This is a genomic window from Streptomyces sp. NBC_01210, assembly GCF_036010325.1.
Lineage (GTDB): Bacteria > Actinomycetota > Actinomycetes > Streptomycetales > Streptomycetaceae > Streptomyces.
Genome location: NZ_CP108549.1, coordinates 8,134,613 through 8,152,806, shown reverse-complemented (window position 1 = coordinate 8,152,806; position 18,194 = coordinate 8,134,613). Strand labels below are relative to the sequence as shown.

Genomic DNA, 18,194 nt, shown 5'->3' with positions numbered 1-18,194 from the left:
AGAAGGCACCACCATGACGTTCCCGGCACTCCCCACGCGTGAGGGCGACCGGCCCGAGACCGGGCCGGAGGTTCCTCACCTGCAGTACACCCAGATCAGCCCGCCGCAGATCAAGGAAGAACTGCGGCACTGGATGGCCACCGCACTGCCCGGCATCGTCCCGGGCCGCAGCGAGATATCCGTCCCCAGCACCTGGGCGGTGTTCCTCGGCGACGTCGCCCCGGCCGAGGGCGCCCGGCTGTTCCTGCCGCGGGGGAACGCGGAGTTCGCGCACCTGCACGCCGACGGCAGCCTCCACCTGGCGCTGGACCCGGCCGACCACCCCGCGTTCCTGGCCTCCGGGTGGGGCGAGAAGCACCCTCTGTACGACCGCGGCGTCAACGTCGTCATGTTCTACGCCCCCCGCGACCAGGCCGAGCTCGAGGTGGCCAAGAAGGTCATCGCCACCTCCTACCAGTACGCAACCGGCCGCGCTCCGACCGTCACGACCGCTGCGGCCTGACCGTGACACCTGCCTGCCCGGTGGCGCGCTGAAGTCGCCGCCACCCCAACCCCGAATTCGTTCATCAAGGAGAACTGACCGTGTCCGCTGTCTCGATCGCCATTGCCTACCACTCCGGCTACGGCCACACCGCCCAGCTCGCCACCGCCGTCCGGACCGGCGCCGCCTCCGTCGAGGGGAGCGAGGTCCACCTGCTCGACGTCACCGCGCTCACGGACGCGCAGTGGGCGCTCCTGGACGAAGCCGACGCCATCATCTTCGGTTCCCCCACTTACATGGGCACCGCCTCCGGCGCCTTCCACGTCTTCGCCGAGGCCACCAGCAAGCGGTGGATCCGCCGCACCTGGCAGGACAAGCTCGCCGCGGGTTTCACCAACTCCGGCTCCAAGAGCGGCGACAAGCTCCACACCCTGCAGTACTTCACCATCCTGGCCGCACAGCACGGCATGCACTGGGTCAACCTGGACCTGCCCTCGGGCTGGAACACCAGCACCTCCACCGAGCACGAGAACAACCGCCTGGGCTTCTACCTCGGCGCGGGAGCGGCGACCCACGTCGACCAGGGCATCGAAGCCGTCCACGGCGCCGACCTGAGCACCGCAACCCACCTCGGCCGTCGCGTCGCCGAACAGGCACTCATCTACGCCCGCGGCCGCGCGATGACCACCCAGGCCGCCTGACCACAGCAGCGCGGCCGGCGCTCATCGACGCACGCCACGTGAAGTGGCACCTGCCCGACAGGCAGGCAGCCAGCCGGCCGGCCTGCCGCAACCCTGCGGAGGAATCCCATGCCCAAGATCAGTACAGGGCGAGCCCTGCTGACCCTGACCTCGCTCGCCACAATGAGCCTCGCGTATGTGGCGGACTGGAACGAAACGCACATCTACAACCCCGACTGGACGTCGCACGCGAAGTTCCACAACGCCCAGACCATGAGCGTCGGCGCTGCGCTCGGCCTGGTGGGTCTGTACGCCCTGTGGATGCACCGCGGCGCCTGGTCGCACTCCCGGCTTCAACTCGCCACCGGCGCCGCATCGTTGTATTGGATCACCCAGCTGTCGGCGATCTTCTACCCCGGCACGGCGCTCGTCGACCCTCCGAGGACCTTCGCCCCTCAGCCCGCACTCGCCGCGGCGATATTGGCCCTCAACGCGCTCGCGTATGTCGTCGAGAGCCGACGGATCGGGCGCAGCACCAGGCAGAGGCGCATGAAAACCGCTGACCTCAGCGCCGCCGGCACCAGCAGTCCCTGACGATGCGAGCGCCGCGATGCCCACGCCTGCGGGGTGGAACGAGGCCGCGCCCACCCCTCGAGTAGATGCGCGCGGCCAACCCCGTCTCATCAGGCGTGTTCCGGATCCGGCCGCCCTGCGGTCGCACCCGGTCCTCCCGAACTCTGGAGAGACGGCTTGCTGAAGAAGGTGACCGGACGCCGCTGCCGCGCTCCGTCGACGACGATGTCGACGGACTCGTTGTAGAAAGCCACCCGGTCCTTGATGATCCACACGGAAGGCAGAGGATCGGGATAGCTCCAGGCGATGTCGGGCCGCACGTCGGCGCCGCCCGCCCACGACCAGTAGTCGGTCGCCACACCCTTGTACGGGCAGCGGGTTCGCGCACTGGTAGGGGTGAAAAGATCGAGGCGGACGTCCTCCCGCGGAATGTAGTACCGGACCGGCAGGTGCGTCTCGAACAGCAGAACCGGCGTACGCGTGTCCGCGACGACGGTGCCCTCGATCTCGACCTGGACGTGCCGGGTGCTGGGCAGCGCGTCCACCCGCTTGTACGGGTCACGGGGGTGCACGAAGATCTCCTCGTCCTCTTCGTACCAGTGGTCGAGCACCTCGTGCCCGAACCATTCGAAGCTGATGTAGTCGGCCAGCTCCTCACTGGGATAGGTCCAGGCCGCCGCCTGGACGGTCAGTTCGGCGAGCGCAAGGTCGTAGAAGACCGTCGCTCCCCCGTGACGTCGTGGGTTGGCGGGCCGCTCGGTCCTTCGCAGCAGATCCATTCGGACCTCTGCGGCCGGGAAGGCGTACAGGGGTACGGGACGACCGGGCTCCCACACAAGAACGGGCCGGCGGCTGTCCACGACCGTGACCTCGCCCTTCGTCGCACGCACCCACCGCTCACTCGGCTCCCAGGTCATGCTGTCGATCGAATCGGGCCGACGGCGTTCGACCGGCACGCCTTCCGGGCCTCCATGCGGAGTGGTCATCGGTCTCCTCCTCGCTCCGGCAGGTGCCTCTGGAAGCCAGTGCCCTCGATACCGCGGTGTCGCACCGGCATCCATGTCCACGCTGCTCCGGATCAGAGCTCCCCGCAAACGCCGCCTTCGGCGGAACTGCGGCGGGTGCAAGGGCGCGGTCGGCGCATTGTTCGGGGAATGTACGGGCGGCGGCGCGCCCGCCGGGAGGGCACTTGATGTGGTTAGCATCGATGAGGTTGCCGCACGTGAGAGGCAGTGATGACGGAGTCCAGGGGCCTCGTGCTGATCGTCGAGGACGAGCGCCACATCGCCGATGTGGAAAGGCTCTACTTGGCGCGCGAGGGCTTCGGTGTCCACGTCGAGACCGACGGGATTGCCGGGCTCGCGGCCGCGAGACGGATGCACCCGGTGGCGATCGTGCTGGACATCGGTCTGCCGGGCCTGGATGGCATCGCCTTCTGCCGTGCCCTGCGTGACGTCGGCGACTGGACGCCGGTGCTGCTGGTCACCGCGCGCGGTGAGGAGGCCGACCGGATCCTCGGTCTCGAGTTGGGCGCGGACGACTACCTGACCAAGCCGTTCTCGCCGCGCGAGCTGGTCGCCCGGGTCAAGACCGTGCTGCGCCGGGCGGCCGGGCCGCCGGGGCAGCCGACCGAGAGCGTCGGCCGGCTCAGCGTGGACTCGATCAGCCGCACTGTGCGCTGCGACGGCGAGCTGGTCGAGCTCACCGCCACCGAGTTCAACTTGCTCGCGTACCTGCTCCAGCACGTGGGGCAGGTCTTCAGCCGTGAGCAGCTGCTCGCGCGGGTCTGGGGGTACCCGGGCTACCGCGACACTCGAATGGTCGACGTCTTCGTCTCACAACTGCGCGCCAAGCTCGGCGAGGCGAGCCCGATCCGTACGGTCCGCGGCGTCGGCTACAGCGCGACGGCCTCCAGCAGGTGAACCGCCCCCGCTCCCGTCGTGGCTCGCTCGCACGCAACATCGTGGTGCTGACCACGGTGGTGGCGGCACTCGCAGTGGCGTTGACCGGGCTGATCGCCTGGCAGACGGCCGAGCACGGCGCGGAGCAGCGCGAGCGCGACCAACTGACGCGCCAGGCAAAGGTGCTGAGCCGCCTGCCCGCCTTGTCCGAAGCCCTTTTTACCGGCGCCCAGGTACTGGCCGGGCCGAACAGCGTGCACCTCGCCGTCATCGCCCCGGACGGGACGGTGAGCGGGACCGCTACCCCAGCCGTCGACATGGCGTCGAAATCGGACCTGCTGGCGGGAGAGCCGGTCTCCACCGACAGCGTCCTGGGCGGCCAGGACGTACTGCTGGTGGGGCAGCCCGGCGCGCGCGGCGGCGCGATCGTGCTGACCGAGCCGTACACGGTCGTCACCCAGAACACGAACCAGATCCGCCGCAACGTGATCGCGCCGCTGATCGTCGGCATGCTCGGCGCGGCACTGGCCGGAGCGCTCCTGGCCCGCCGCATCGCCCGCCCGCTCGCGACGGCCGCGCAGATCGCGCACCGGCTCGCCGACGGCGAACGCGGCGTACCGGCCCCGGTCGACGGCCCACGGGAGACCGCGGACATCGGGCGCGCCCTCAACATCCTGGACCAAGCGCTGGCGCACAGCGAGAACCGGCAGCGGGAGTTCCTGCTCTCCGTCTCCCACGACTTGCGCACCCCGCTGACCGCACTGCAGGGATACGCCGAGGCACTTGCCGACGGCCTGGTCGAGCCGGACCAACTGCCCGAGGTCGGCGGCATCCTCGCCGACGAGACCCGCCGCCTGGACCGCTTCCTGGAGGACCTGCTGGACCTGGCCCGGCTGGAGGCGGACGACTTCCGCCTCGACACGGCCCCGACCGACATCTCCGCACTCGTCGCCGAGGCCGCTGCCTTCTGGGCCGGCCCCTGCGCACGCCACGGCGTCGACCTACGGCTCGAGCAGTCCGGGCGGCCCGTCGTCGACACGGACGCCTTCCGGGTTCGCCAGCTGATCGACGGCCTGGTGCAGAATGCCCTACGGGTCACGCCCGAGGGCGCACCCCTGGTCCTCGCCGTCCACGCGGCTGCGGGCGGCGCGGCTGAACTGCAGGTCCGCGACGGTGGACCTGGCCTGAGCGACGACGACGTCCGCATTGCCTTCGACAGCGGTGCCCTCCACGAGCGCTACCGGGGCACCCGCCCGGTCGGCAGCGGCCTGGGCCTGGCCATCGCCCACCGCCTGACCGGCCGCCTCGGTGGCGCCATCGGTGTCGAAGGGCGCGGCCCGGAAGGCGGCGCCTGCTTCACCGTCACCCTCCCGCCGTCACCCGACGGCGCTTGAGGACTCGCGAGCACGTCCAAGCGGGCGCGCAGCCGCCCGTACATTCCCCGAACACTGCGCCAAAGGGCCCCTTACACGCGCCGCGCACAGTGAGGCCCCATGAAAACTGAATCGGCCGAGGGGCCTGGACTGCTCCACCGGAGCGGGCGCTGGTGTGCCCGGCACGCCTGGCGGGTTATCGCCCTGTGGGTGCTGCTCCTTGTCGGCCTCGGGCTGGCCAACCACAAGTGGGGCGGCACCTTCGCGGACAGCTTCTCCCTGCCCGGCACCAGTGCCCAGACCGGTGCCGACCTGCTCAAGGCCCACACAAGCAGTTCCGAAGGCACACCCGCCCCGATCGTGATCAAGTCCGACCAGGGTTCGGTCGCCCGTCACCGGGCCGCGATCGACGCGGCCGTCAACAACCTGGATCAGCTGCCGAACATCCTCTCGGTGGCCGACCCGCTCACCACGCCCGGGGCAGTCTCCGCGAACGGCGACATCGCCCAGATGACCGTCCGCTTCAGCAGCAACCCGGCGAGTTTCGACCGCTCCTATCTCGACCGGGTCGACACCGCCGTCGAGCCACTGCGCACCGATCACATCACCGTCGAATACGGGGACCCGCTCGGGCAGCTGGCCGCGCCCAAATCGGCCGACCGCGCCTCGGAGGCCATCGGTCTGGCTGTCGCCGTGCTCGTGCTGCTGATCGGCTTCGGCAGCGTCGCCGCCACCGGACTGCCGCTGCTGACGGCCGTGTTCGGCCTGGCCGTCGGCCTGGGCGGCCTCGGCCTGCTCGCCTCACACTTCAGCTTCGCGCAGGCGTCCCCGACCCTGGCCGCGATGATGGGCCTCGGTGTCGGCATCGACTACGCGCTCTTCCTGGCCACCCGCTACCGAGCGCTGCTCCACTGCGGGATGGAACCCGCTGACGCGGTCGGGCGCACCGTTGCCACCAGCGGCCGTGCCGTGCTGGTCGCGGCCGCCACGGTCGCCATGGCGCTGGGCGGGCTCTGCGTCTCCGGCGTGAGCTTCATCGGCACCCTCGGCGTCGCGGCCGGGCTCACTGTCGTCGTGGCCGCTGCCGCGTCCGTGACACTGACCCCCGCGCTGCTGGGTCTGCTCGGCCGCCGCATCGACCGCCTTCACGTGCGCACGCCGGTCGCCGAACCCACCGGCGAGTCGGACGTGTGGCACCGCTGGGCCGTCAAGGTCAGCCGGCGCCCCTGGCTCTTCCTTGTCAGCGGCCTGCTCCTGCTCGGCACACTCTCCATTCCGGTCGCGTCCATGCAGCTCGGCCACGTCGACGCCGGATCACAGTCCACCGGCCGGACCGACCGCCGTGCCTACGACCTGATCACCGTGGGATTCGGCCCCGGCGCCAACGGCCCCCTCACCGTCGTCACCCACCTTGACAGCCGGCAGGTCGCCGACCAGACCGAGCGCCAGGATCTCGCCACCTCGCTCCAGCACACGCTGGCCACCGTGCCCGGCGTCGCCTCCGTGACACCCCCGGTCCCCAGCCCCGACCACGACCTGCTCATCACCACCGTCACCCCCACCACCGGCCCGCAGGACCAGGCCACCACCGACCTGATCCACACACTGCAGAACGACACGGTGCCGCAAGCTCTGTCCGGCACCGGTGCCACCGGTTACGTCACCGGCACCACCGCCGCCACCCAGACCTTCACCGACACCCTTGTCGCCAAACTGCCCCTGATCATCGGTGTGGTCGTCGCCGCCGCGTTCCTGCTGCTGCTCACCGTCTTCCGCAGCCTGCTCATCGCGCTCAAGGCCGCCGTGCTCAACCTGTTCTCCATCGCCGCCTCCTACGGCGTGGTCGTCGCGGTCTTCCAATGGGGCTGGGGCGGCGCGCTGTTCGGCATCACCGAGAAGGTTCCCGTCGAGTCCTACGTGCCGATGATGATGTTCGCCATCGTCTTCGGGCTCTCCATGGACTACGAGGTCTTCCTGCTCTCCCGGATCCGCGAGACCTGGATGCATCGAAAGGACAACCATCTGGCCGTCGCCACCGGCCTCGCCGCCACGGCCCGCGTCATCACCTGCGCAGCACTGATCATGACGAGCGTCTTCCTGGCGTTCCTGCTCTCCACGAACGTCGCCGTCAAGATGCTCGCCCTCGGCCTCGGAGTCAGCGTCATCATCGACGCCACCGTGGTCCGCCTGATCTTGGTGCCCGCGTCCATGTACCTCTTCGGGCGCGCCAACTGGTGGCTACCCGGCCGGCTGGACCGGCTCCTTCCGCATCTCGACCCGGAAGGACCCGCCGCAGCGCCCACCTCTCTGCCCGCACCCGCCCCTGTGCCCGCCCGAGGAGACCAGCGATGAAGCACCATCTGACGAAGACCCGGGCTGCCATGCGCCGGCACCTCGTCCTCACGGTCACTGCCGCCGTGGTCCTGGTAGCCGCCGTCGCCACGGGCGCGGCCGAGTTCATGGCCCGCAACATGATCCAGAATCGCATCGCCGAAGCAGCACCCTCTCTCGGCGACAACGTGGCGGTCAGCGTGGCCGGCGACTGGGTTCTGTGGGACCTGGCACACAAGAACATCCCCAGACTCGACATCAGCAGCGACGACGCCCACCTCGGCCCCCTCTCCCAGGTCTCCGTCCACGCACAGCTCGACGACGTACGCCTCGGCGACACGGCGACCGTCGGCAGCACCCACGCCCAGGTGACCGCCGGGACGCAGTCCCTCGCCGCCGCGATCCAGACCGCCGCCCCGTCCGTACCGGTCGCATCGGTCACCACCGACCCGGCGAAGGGAACCATCCTCGCCGCCGTCGGCCCGGCCGGCGCCGGACAGTTGACGCTGCATCCCGTACTGAAGGGCGGGAGGGTCACCCTCGCCGTCGACGGGCTCACCGTGTTCGGCCGCTCCGTCCCCACCAGCCGGCTCGGGATGGGCAACGGCAGCCCTGGATCGTCGCCGGGCGCGCACAAGGACTACCCGCTCGGACTCAAAGCCACGTCCGTGCACGTCCGGCCGGACGGCCTGCACATCGCCCTGACGGGCGGCCCCAGCACCCTGGCCGGCGCCTGATGACCGGATACACCACACACATCACCGCAGTTCAGCGCACCCTTCCCCGTGGTTTCAGGGCCACCGGGGGCAGCTCGGGAGCAGGCAGCCGGCCGCCGTCGTAGCCCTTCACCTCGCCGAAGCGGGAGCTGGTCATCCAGTCCGCCCGCGCCTGCGCGATCTCCTCGTTCGTACGCCCGATGAAGTTCCACCACATGACGATCTCCTCCTCGAAGGGCTCGCCGCCCAGGAGCATCAGGCCCGCGTCGGATTCGGCGCGCAAGGGGAGTTCGGTGCGGCCGCAGCCGAGGTAGAGCATCGAACCTGGCAGTACGGGCACGCCGTCGACATGCGTCTCGCCGGACATGCAGAGCACGGCGTACTCGAAGTCGGGGTCCAGCGGCAGGCTCGCCGCCGCACCCCGGGAGAGCGCCAGATCGGCGCCGACGAGCGGGGTGTAGGTGGTGCCGGGCGAGAGGGCGCCGTCGAGCTGACCGAGGATGACGGTGGCGGTCAGGCCGGGCCCGCTGACGGTCGGCAGGTCCGCGTGGTGCTGGAACTGCGGCTCGACGTTCCGTTCGGCGTCGGGGAGCGCGACCCAGAGCTGGGCTCCGTGCAGGAAGGGGGCGTGCGGCTTGGGGCTCTCCTCGGAGTGACTGATCGCACGGCCGGAGGTCATCAGGCCGAGTTCGCGCGGTCGGATCGTCGCCAGGCTGCCGGTGCTGTCGCGGTGCAGCACCTCGCCCTCGTGGAGCCAGCTCACGGTCTGGAGTCCCATGTGCGGGTGGGGCGGGACCTGCATACCGGGCTCGTCGGCGATGTCGTCGGGGCCGTAGTGGTCGACGAAGGCCCAGGCTCCCACCATGCGGCGGCCGAGGTTGGGCAGCAGCCTGCGGACCTCGGTGGATTCGCCGAGCCGGACATGGCGCGGGCTGAGGAGTTCGCGGACGGGTTCGGCGACGACGAAGCCACGACCGCCGCAGACGGAGAGGGCGGCCTGACGATCGAGATTGCTCATGGCGCTCAACCTATTCCTGTACGGACGCGAGCCGTCAGCCCCCACGCCCAAATTATAGTGGAATATTCAACCATCTCTCTTTGCTGTGAACCGTGCAAGCAGCAGACCGGGGCTCGAGGAGGAGAGCACGTGAACGAGACGTACTACGAGTTCGGCACCCCCGCGGAGCGGTGGGATCGTGCGCAGTTGTTCTTCGACGCCAAGGAGTACGTCACCGCGGCCCGCATTCTCGCCGGTCTGGTCGCCGAGTCGCCGGAGAAGATCGCGCCGCGTCTGCTGCTCGCCCGCGCCTACTACCACTCGGCACGGCTGCGCTTGGCGGAGGCCGAGCTGCGCGCCGTCCTGGAGCTCAGCCCCGTGGAGCACTACGCACGGCTGATGCTCGGCCGCACACTGGAGCGCCAGGGGCGCCCGCGGGACGCCGCACCGCATCTGCGGATGGCCGCGGCGATGTCCGGAGAGCCTGTGCCGGAGGCGGTCGAGGGGTAGGGCGGTCGACCGTCGGCGCGGTGGCCGGGGCCGTCCGGCTGCCGGTCCGTCCTCAGTCGCCGGACGCCGCGGTCACGCGAGCAGCCAGGCGATGAGCGACAGCGACCCCATCGACAGCAGCGTGGACAGCAGGACGGTGTCCCTGGCCAGATCAGTGTTCAGCCGGTACTCGGAAGCGAAGATGAAGGCGTTCTGCGCCGTCGGCAGACCGGCGCAGAGCACCACGGCGAACAGCTCGTGCCCGTCGAGACCGAAGCCCCAGCGCGCGAGCGCATAGGCGAGCAGCGGCTGGACGGCGATCTTGAGCGCGACCAGCACGCGCCGTTCGGTGCGGCCCATGGCGTCGGGGCGCTGCGCCCGCGCGTTCAGCGACATCCCGAGGGCGAACAGCGCGGCGGGCACGGCCGCGCCGCCGAGCATCTGGACCGGAGCGGTCAGCTCGGCGGGCAGCCGCCAGCCCGCCGCGGCGACCGTCACCCCGGCGGCCGACGCCGCGATGATGGGATTTCGCAGGGGCAGCTTCAGGATGCGGCCCCAGCGGTCGCGCGCTCCGCGCCGTACATCCAGATCTATGAGCACCAGGATCACCGGCGTGATGAACAGCGTCTGGAACAGCGCCGCCGCGATCACGAACGATGCGTCGTCCAGGACGTGTACGGCGATGGGGATGCCCAGATTGGCGGAGTTGACATAGGCCCCGGCCATCGCGCCTATGGCTCGGTCGGCCTGGCGGCGGCGAAAGACCCACCGGCCAAGCAGCAGGCCCACCCCGAACACGATGACGAGGCTGGCCGCGAACACCGCCACGCCCGGGCCGGCCAGCTCGGACACCCGTGACCTGGACAGCGTCAGGAACAGCAACGCCGGCATGGCGAACGCGAAGGCGAATCGCCCCAGCACGGTCTGCGCCTGAGCGCCGAGCACATCGAACCGGCCCGCCGCCCAGCCGACGGCGGTGATCGCCCAGATGGGCAGGAAGCCGGCGAGCATGGTCACCCGGCCAGCATGCATGACCGCGATCATCACACCTCGGTCGCCCCCGGCAGTGCCGCGTACACCCCTGAGGCAGGGAGAGTTGGGCGTTCTCGGCGCTGCGTCGCATGTCAGCCAGGTTCGCCCAAAGGAGTGCCCCGAGGCGTCCGACGTGTCAGCATATGGCTCATGCTCTCGCTCGTGCCTGCTGCCGTGGCTCCCGGCAGAATGGGGACACGCCCCAACCGGTGCTCCAGGCCTCGTACGAACTCGTGCTCCGGCCGTGGGAAACCGACGACGCTCCGCAGGTCATCGAGGCCTTCAGCGATCCCGAGATCCAGAAGTGGCACATGCTGAAAGTGACCACGGAGGAGCATGCCCGCCAGTGGATCATTGCCCGGCAGCGGAGTTGGCAGCGGGAGTCCGGGGCGAACTGGGCCATCACGAACGCGAAGACCGGGGATATCGTCGGCCGTGCCGGACTGCGTTACATCGATCTGCGCGCGGGACGAGGCGACTGTACCTACTGGGTCCTCCCGCCGGCCCGCGGGCAGGACATCGCGGCAAGGGCGCTTCAGGAACTCGCCCGATGGGCCTTCGAGGACATAGGGCTGCATCGGGTGACGGTGGCGCATTCCACCGTCAACACCGCGTCGTGCCGCGTTGCCACCAAGGCCGCGTTCACGTTCGAAGGCACGATGCGCAGTCAGACGAGACACCTGGACGGCTGGCACGACATGCACCTGCACGCACGCATTCACAGCGACAAGGGCTGAAGCTGACGGAAGAAACACCACATCCGTCTGGGGGGACAAGGATGCAGCTCACCGTTTTCCTCAGCTTTGAGAACCACCAGAAGAACCGGGCTGTGTGGCTCGGCCGAGAGCTCGCCGCATCCGGCTTCCGGGTCATCATGGAGGACGATTTCGGGGCCAGTTCACCGCGCGTGGAAATGGCCAACGCCATTCAGGACTGCGACCTCGTCGTGGCCCTGGTCACCAGCGCCTACGCCCACGCACGGGCCACGCAACGGGAGCTCGACTTCGCCGAGGCGTTCGGCAAGAAGGTCGTCGCGGTCTTCACCGGGCTGTCGTCCCGCAGTGCACCGGCCAAGTCGTACACGGCGTACCGCCGCCTGGAGATCAGCGAGACCTGGGAGGACACCGACGCCCAGTGGCGTCAGGTCCACGAGCTGCTCGTACGGCTGCTGCATCAAGAGGTGCAGGCCTCGCCGCCCTCAAGGCCGAGCCCGCGGAACAATCCATCCGGTGTCCCCCTGGAGAACGCGGTCCTGCTGTACGACATCGAGGACAGAGCGCTGGCCGACCTCATTATTCAGGCGCGGCCCGGATGGCGGAGGAAAGGTGGACCGGGCGAGGCGAATGCCACGGAAATCCCGCACGTTCTCCTGTGGACAGTCGCGTCGGCCGAAACCTACAGCCTGGGACGCAAGGAACTGGAGCATGCCGCTGCCGAGTCTCCGGTGTATCTCGCAGTCGCCGGAGACGCTCCCCCTCCCGCTCCCGAGCTGGACGCGCCCTCGTTCTCGGTGAACGAATTCATCCCCCAGGCCCGCAGGGTGGCGAGCCGGCCCGGGCGGAAAGCCGCTCCCCAGTCCCGGGTGGCCAAGCTGAACGAGCAGGTGCTTGCCGCCAACGACAGAACGCCGATCAATGTGCTGGTCGACCGTCTCTGTTGCTCGCCCCGAGTCGCCGAACTGGCCGCTGAGGCCTACCGAATCGCTGTGAGTGAGCTCAATGCGGGCGACCATCTGAGGCTCTCCGCGGTCTACAACCAGGCGCTCGCTCTCAGATTCCGCGGCGACTGGCGGCAGGCCGTCGAATTGATCCACAACGAGCTGCTGGCCACACCCTCCGATCTGACCGCACAGGCGGAGAACCTTCGGCTGCATCTCACGCTCGAGCGAATGTCACTCGAATACGAGCTGGGCGACCGGCGGTCGGCCGGTATCGAGCAGGAGATCACGAATCTGCAGCTGGAGTTCCGGGCCGCCGGCGAGTTGCCCGGCTATGTGCAGACCGGCCGTGTCCTCGGGAACGTGCTCCGCGAGCGCGGCAGTTTCGACGCCGGTGAGCGCGTGATCCAGCGCACGATCGGCGTCGCGGAGTATCTCGCGGAATCCACCGACGGCAGCTACGGCGACCTGGTGCTCGCAGACTGCCTGCGGGAGCTGGCGCAGCTGTATGTGGCACGGATGGACTTCACCCGAGCCCGCAGCAGCCTCAAGGACGCCAAACAGCTGCTTGCCGTCCGGAGCGAGGAGAGGCATGGAGCGGCGCGCTATCTCTCGGCCGTGCTGATGTACGTCGACGCGACGATCGACGACCGCGACGGGACGCACACCCATGCAGACCCGCCGACCGAGCGTGCTCACAGCGCGCTGGAGATCCTTTCCGGCTTCGAGAACCCGATCCGGCTGGCAACGATCTACGACTGGCTGGGCCGGGCCTGGACCCGGCATGTCCCCAGCAGGCGCGAGAACTTGACGCGCGCGGAAGAGTATCTGCGCAAGGCGCTGCGCATGCGCGAGGTCCACGGACACAGCTACACCCTCGGTCTCTCCCATCTGTCCCTCGGCGGGCTGTACGAAGTGCTGGGGAACATGGAGCGGGCGCTCGACAGCTATGAGCTCGGCCGTCAGGTCTTCAACCAGCGGGGCCTCCGACCGGCTCTGGCAAGGGCGCATGCGGCCCTGGCCCGCGGCTACTTCCGGATGTCCCGCAGTCCGGACGACGACGCCGGGACCCTGTACCGCGAGCATCTGGAACACGCGGACAGGCTCTATCAGGAGATCCGGCTCGCCAAAGAAGGCATGGAGTTGCGCTTCGAATTGGAGCACAGCGGCCGTCGGGCCATGAACGAGGTTCCGGACAACACCCCACTCATCTCCGTCGGCGAGTACCACTTCCACAAGTGGATCCGCGAGCACACCGCTACGCACGGCCCGGAGCTGGACCGCAATTTCAGCCTCACCGTAGGCATCGGTGACGACGCCGCGGTCGTGTCGTTCGACGGAGCGGCCAACGGTCAAGGCCTTGTGTACACAACGGACTCCGCTCCGGGATCGCTGGCCGAACCCGGCAAGTCACCCGAGTACGTGGGCCGTTTCACGGTGGTCCAGACGCTGGCCGACATCATTTCCATGGGTGCCCAGCCGGTCGGGCTGCTCCTCAATCTCTTCCTGTCGCGTTCGGTCTCGGTCGGCTATGCCCGGCGTCTGATCGAGGCTGTGGTGCGCGAGGCGGCTCGCTACGGCGTCGCCGTCATCGGGGGAGATGCCAAGGAGCGCAGCGAGCAGTCGGTGGGCTGCGTGGGCATCGGATACGTCGACAAGTCCCGTATTCTCACCAGGAATTCAGTGCGCCAGGGGCATGCCATCGGCATCACACTCGCTTCCAGCCCCACCGGCGGGTGCCGCCCGATCGGCACTCGATGGGCTCAGGAGCTGGTCGAGTACTACCGTATGGACCGCTCCGGCGTCATGCGTGACTTCCCCCAGCTGCGGAAAGTCGTCGACCCCAAGGCGAAGTACGAGCTGCTGTATCTGCCGGACAGAGTCATGGCAAGCGCCGTACGCACCGGCCTCATGAAGTCCGCCATGGACACAAGCGACGGTGTACTGGCCTGCCTGGAAATTCTCGGGCGGGAGAGCAGTGTGGGCTTCGAACTCGACGAGGCCGCAATCTCCGACATCATCGGCGACGAGGCACGCACGCTCGCCGGCATCCTCGGTCTCCCGACGGGACTGTTCCTGTTCAGTGCCGGTCATGACTGGGAAGTGGTCTTCGCCTGCGAGGAAGCAGATTTCGCAGCCCTGGCGGCGGCTGTCGAGCACGATCTGCGGGGGAACGGCCGAGTGGTCCGCATCGGCACAGCGGTGCAGCGCACCGAGCAGGACGAAAGCGGTGTTCGCATTCGGCGGACGAATGGCGAAGAGCGATTGCTGCAGTACTACACGGACGAGAAGTTTGTCCCTCGCAGATATCAGGATCGCCCTTCCCAGTGGCTGACTTTCGCCAATAGATTCGCGCCGGATGACCTGTCCGGCGTCGAATGAGAATCCGCCGGGTCGGTCGCCACCGACCACTCAACCGATTTGCGGTAAAACGCCATCAGCATATCAATGGCTTCGAACTACCGAGCGTCGCGGTGACTCACTCCTCCGCTGTTCGGATATCAGGTTGGTGAAGCATTGCAGACGGGTAATGATATTCTGAAGCCGAAACCGGAGGACCCGAAAGGGACCACCCCGTCACGGGTGGCTGTGGTCGGGTGCGGCCGAAGGTTCGGAACTGCGATACTTCCCGTCCTCAAGGAGTGCGAGGCCCAACTCGTAGCCGTCATCGATCCAAGCCGTCATGCGCGCGACAGCGTGATTTCCGGTCTTCTCGGGCAACCCACTCCGGTGACGTCCGAAGAATTGTCGGCGACTGTCCTGCGCGACAGCAGGCCGGACATGGTTGTCGTGGCCTCCCCCAGCGGACTCCATTTCGAGCACGCCTGGATGGCGCTTGCATCGGGAATGATGACATTCGTGGAAAAACCTCTGGCGCGCTGTGCGGAGGAGGCGGACCGACTGAGAAGCATGAGCGGAAGAAGGCTCGCCGTCTCGGAGCAGCGAGTGCACCGCACAGATCTCAAGTTCGTACGGGAGTGCATTTCGTCCGGCGGCATCGGCAGAGTCACGAAGATCATCTATCACGATACCGTGGCTCCCGTTCCTTCGTTCGGCAAGAGCTGGCGCAACGATCTGCTGCTGGCGGGCGGAGGAGTTCTATTCGATCTCGGGTATCACACGATCAATACGCTGCAGTGGCTCCTGGACAGCAGCTGTCACGACCTCGTGCCGCGCTTCGTTCGTCTCGGCCGGGGGAAATTCTCGGTCGAGGACAGTGCCCGCATATCCTGCACGGGTCAGGAAATGGAACTGCGGTTGCGCATCGGTCTCGATGCGGTATGTCCGGGCGAGTATCTCCTGATCGAGGGAACAAGAGCCTCCGTGCGGGTCAGAAGGGAACGTCTGGACGGCTCCATATCACTGGTCGCCGTGCACACCCCGAAATCCGGAACGCGCATCACCCGTCACCACCTCGACAACGCGCACGACACCCCGTTCTCTGAGGGACTTCATGGCCGGAAAAATATCTGAGACATCACTCGACCGTCATGTGGCGACGGTACGGCTGCTCGAAGCATTCTACGAACATGCGAACACCAGAAGGGGCTTCTTATGAATTTGCTGAACTATCAGGAGAAGACATTCATCCAGGAAATTTTGGGGCCGCTCGCCAGCACGGCCCAGGCAGGGAACTTCGAGGATGCGGTGGTGCTCGACCTGGCGAAGATGACCGGACAGAATGATGCCCCTTTTCTTGTCTATTCGATGGACCAGCCCTACTTCATCCAGCAGCCCGACGCCTCCCTTGCCCCCCAGCGCTTCTACGGCCGCTGGATCGCGGGCACCACCTGCAATGACATCATTGCCATGGGCGCCAGATGCCGCGGCTTCTCACTTGCTCTGGCGGCACCCCCTCAGACCCCCGCCGATGACATCCGGTCCATTGCCCTGGGCATCAACGATGTGCTGACGAGCATCGGCTCGACATACGAGGGGGGCAATTTCCACAACGGCGACATGGCGACCGTCGGGTTCGCCTGGGGAACCGTGCCCAGACACGGAATTGTCCGGCGGTCGGGTGCTCGTCCCGGCGACAGAATCGTCGTCACGGGCGAACTCGGTTTCGGCTGGCTCGAGTACCAGATCAGAAAGAATCACCTGGAGCATCTGATCGACGATGCGGACAAGGCGAAATTCCGCACCTACAAGTCGATGCCGATCGGTGCCGCATCGGCCGTCGCCGCAGCCGCCGAGAGTGAATGCTTCACCTCCGGCATGGACCTGAGCGACGGGCTGATCGAATTCCTGTACACCGTGAAAACCAGAAACAACGTCGGATGCCTGATCGACGCCGACCTCCTTCCGGTGTCTGCCGCGAGCCGGCGCAACGCCCCTCTTCTGGGCCGGCTCGGCCCGTCGCTCGGTATCGTCGAGAAGTTTCCGTTCCTCCTCTCCTTCGATCCGGGCTACGACTCCCCGCTGCGGCACGCGTTCACGGTTCGCCCCGAGGCCTTTGCCGACGCATCGCAGCACTTCAGCGAACACGGCTACGAACTGCATGTCATCGGTGAGGTGACCGATGACCCGGCCGTCCTGCTCAAGACGGACCGGAACGTCTGCGAAATTCCGCCGTTCTGGGACGACAACCTCCGTCAGACCACCACCATGGAAGCCTGGTCCGACTTCATCAAGGGACTCGACCTGAAGGGATGAGCGATGCGGAAGGACGAACTCGCGCTGCATGGAGGCCCGCCCGCCGTGACGGTGGAATGGAGCCAGGACTGGCCGTACATCGGCGCGGAAGAGGTCGCCGCGGTGACCGATCTGCTCGAACGCGGCGTCATCTCCATCTACGACCGTTCAGGCATCGTGGCCGAATTCGAGCAGGCCTTCGCGGACTACCACGCGGAGGAGCAGGGCGTCCCGTATGCGCTGTCCCACAATTCCGGCACCTCGTCCTTGCACGCCGCATACTTCGGACTCGGCATCCGGCCGGGCGACGAAGTCGTCGTCCCCACCTACACGTTCCTCGCCACCGTGACCCCGCTGCTCCAGATGGGCGCGCTGCCGGTCTTCGCCGATCTGGACCCGGTCACGCTGACCATGGACCCGCGCTCGGTCGAATCCCGCATATCTCCGCGTACCCGCGCCATCGTCGTCACCCATATGTGGGGGCATCCCGCAGACATGGCGGCACTGCTCGCCATTGCCGAGCGTCACGCTCTGCCCGTGGTCGAGGACTGCTCGCACGCCCACGGGGCCACCATTGGGAACCAGAAGGTCGGCACGTTCGGTTCGGTGGGCTGTTTCAGTCTCGAGGGCCACAAGGCAGTGGCAGCGGGTGAGGGCGGAATCCTGGTGACGCGCTCGCGCGAGGTCTACGAACGCGCGCTCATGCTGGGTCACTTCGGACGCCGGGCCAAGGACGAGGTCATGCACAAGGACCTGGTTCCCTTTATCCAGACCGGGTTCGGCCACAAGTACCGTATGCATCCGCTGGCGGCGGCGATAGCCCTTCAGCAGCTGCGCCGACTCGACGCGCGCAACGAGCGCCGTCGTGCCAACCTCGATCTGCTGTGCGAGGTACTGAGCCCAGTACCGGGAATCCGTCCGCCGACAACGCTTCCGGGAGTGGCGCGGGGCGGCTGGTACGGGTTCAAGGCCCGATATCTGAGTGCCGAACTGGGGGGCCTTCCTCTCCCGCGTTTCATGGACGCCCTGCAGGCCGAAGGAGTGCAGGTGAAACGGCCCGGCTCGCCGCCGCTGCACCGGGTTCCCGTCTTCCGCATCACCCGCACGGAGGCCCAGCGTCTCGGACTCTCCTGGGCCGGCTCTCTGCCGGAGTCGACTCCGCCGTTATGGGATTGCCCCGTGGCCGAAGGCGTGTATCCGGAGCTGCTGAGCCTGCCCACGTTCTCCGGGGATTGCTTTCCCGTCGTACGCCAGTACGGTGAGGCGTTCGCCAAAGTCGCCGACCGATGGCAGGACCTGTTGTGAATCGACAGCCCGCCGCACCGCATC

The 18,194-nt window shown here is 67.8% G+C and carries 16 protein-coding genes; 13 read left to right on the top strand and 3 right to left on the bottom strand.

Features of this window, described 5'->3' with window-relative positions; translation table 11 throughout:
- Positions 1-13: 13 nt before the first annotated feature.
- The 3 genes from OG735_RS36775 to OG735_RS36765 all read left to right on the top strand — a co-directional run bounded on the left by OG735_RS36775 (position 14) and on the right by OG735_RS36765 (position 1,755).
- On the top strand, positions 14-502 hold the full coding sequence (locus tag OG735_RS36775; RefSeq protein WP_327327470.1) for a luciferase domain-containing protein: 489 nt from the start codon (positions 14-16) through the stop codon (positions 500-502).
- Positions 503-582: 80 nt separating this feature from the next.
- Positions 583-1,182 (top strand): flavodoxin family protein, encoded by a 600-nt coding sequence (locus OG735_RS36770; protein ID WP_327327469.1) that lies wholly within the window; start codon positions 583-585, stop codon positions 1,180-1,182.
- Between the two features lie 108 nt (positions 1,183-1,290).
- Positions 1,291-1,755, top strand: coding sequence for a DUF6640 family protein (locus tag OG735_RS36765; protein WP_327327468.1), 465 nt, complete (start codon positions 1,291-1,293; stop codon positions 1,753-1,755).
- Positions 1,756-1,844: 89 nt separating this feature from the next.
- Here OG735_RS36765 and OG735_RS36760 read toward each other — a convergent pair whose 3' ends face one another.
- Positions 1,845-2,720: a DUF427 domain-containing protein gene (locus OG735_RS36760; protein WP_327327467.1), complete on the bottom strand. Its 876-nt coding sequence runs from the start codon at positions 2,718-2,720 to the stop codon at positions 1,845-1,847.
- 249 nt (positions 2,721-2,969) lie between these two features.
- On the opposite strand from OG735_RS36760, the gene OG735_RS36755 reads away from it, so the two are divergent.
- The 4 genes from OG735_RS36755 to OG735_RS36740 all read left to right on the top strand — a co-directional run bounded on the left by OG735_RS36755 (position 2,970) and on the right by OG735_RS36740 (position 8,076).
- Positions 2,970-3,656, top strand: coding sequence for a response regulator transcription factor (locus OG735_RS36755; protein ID WP_327327466.1), 687 nt, complete (start codon positions 2,970-2,972; stop codon positions 3,654-3,656).
- On the top strand, positions 3,653-5,029 hold the full coding sequence (locus OG735_RS36750) for a HAMP domain-containing sensor histidine kinase (RefSeq protein ID WP_327327465.1): 1,377 nt from the start codon (positions 3,653-3,655) through the stop codon (positions 5,027-5,029). The genes OG735_RS36755 and OG735_RS36750 overlap by 4 nt, the downstream gene beginning before the upstream one ends.
- Positions 5,030-5,128: 99 nt before the next feature.
- Positions 5,129-7,360 carry an MMPL family transporter gene (locus OG735_RS36745; RefSeq protein ID WP_327327464.1) on the top strand — a complete coding sequence of 744 codons (2,232 nt, stop codon included), beginning with the start codon at positions 5,129-5,131 and terminating at the stop codon, positions 7,358-7,360.
- Positions 7,357-8,076, top strand: coding sequence for an LmeA family phospholipid-binding protein (locus OG735_RS36740; protein WP_327327463.1), 720 nt, complete (start codon positions 7,357-7,359; stop codon positions 8,074-8,076). Before OG735_RS36745 ends, OG735_RS36740 begins: the two co-directional genes overlap by 4 nt.
- Before the next feature lie 31 nt (positions 8,077-8,107).
- Here the strand turns inward: OG735_RS36740 and OG735_RS36735 are convergent, their stop codons facing one another.
- Positions 8,108-9,073 (bottom strand): pirin family protein, encoded by a 966-nt coding sequence (locus tag OG735_RS36735; RefSeq protein ID WP_327327462.1) that lies wholly within the window; start codon positions 9,071-9,073, stop codon positions 8,108-8,110.
- Positions 9,074-9,202: 129 nt separating this feature from the next.
- Here OG735_RS36735 and OG735_RS36730 point away from each other — a divergent pair, with 129 nt between their 5' ends.
- Positions 9,203-9,562, top strand: a complete 360-nt coding sequence (locus tag OG735_RS36730; protein ID WP_327327461.1) for a tetratricopeptide repeat protein — start codon at positions 9,203-9,205, stop codon at positions 9,560-9,562.
- 72 nt (positions 9,563-9,634) lie between these two features.
- On the opposite strand, the gene OG735_RS36725 is transcribed toward OG735_RS36730, so the two are convergent.
- Positions 9,635-10,552 carry an AEC family transporter gene (locus OG735_RS36725; protein ID WP_327328579.1) on the bottom strand — a complete coding sequence of 306 codons (918 nt, stop codon included), beginning with the start codon at positions 10,550-10,552 and terminating at the stop codon, positions 9,635-9,637.
- Between the two features lie 230 nt (positions 10,553-10,782).
- Here OG735_RS36725 and OG735_RS36720 point away from each other — a divergent pair, with 230 nt between their 5' ends.
- The 5 genes from OG735_RS36720 to OG735_RS36700 all read left to right on the top strand — a co-directional run bounded on the left by OG735_RS36720 (position 10,783) and on the right by OG735_RS36700 (position 18,170).
- A complete protein-coding gene (locus OG735_RS36720) occupies positions 10,783-11,310 on the top strand; it encodes a GNAT family N-acetyltransferase (protein WP_327327459.1) in 528 nt (175 codons plus the stop codon).
- 41 nt (positions 11,311-11,351) lie between these two features.
- Positions 11,352-14,612 carry an AIR synthase related protein gene (locus OG735_RS36715; RefSeq protein ID WP_327327458.1) on the top strand — a complete coding sequence of 1,087 codons (3,261 nt, stop codon included), beginning with the start codon at positions 11,352-11,354 and terminating at the stop codon, positions 14,610-14,612.
- A gap of 201 nt (positions 14,613-14,813) precedes the next feature.
- A complete protein-coding gene (locus tag OG735_RS36710) occupies positions 14,814-15,704 on the top strand; it encodes a Gfo/Idh/MocA family protein (protein ID WP_327327457.1) in 891 nt (296 codons plus the stop codon).
- Positions 15,705-15,785: 81 nt separating this feature from the next.
- Positions 15,786-16,886 (top strand): thiamine-phosphate kinase, encoded by a 1,101-nt coding sequence (locus OG735_RS36705; protein WP_327327455.1) that lies wholly within the window; start codon positions 15,786-15,788, stop codon positions 16,884-16,886.
- 3 nt (positions 16,887-16,889) lie between these two features.
- Positions 16,890-18,170 (top strand): DegT/DnrJ/EryC1/StrS family aminotransferase, encoded by a 1,281-nt coding sequence (locus OG735_RS36700; RefSeq protein ID WP_327327454.1) that lies wholly within the window; start codon positions 16,890-16,892, stop codon positions 18,168-18,170.
- Positions 18,171-18,194: the final 24 nt, after the last annotated feature.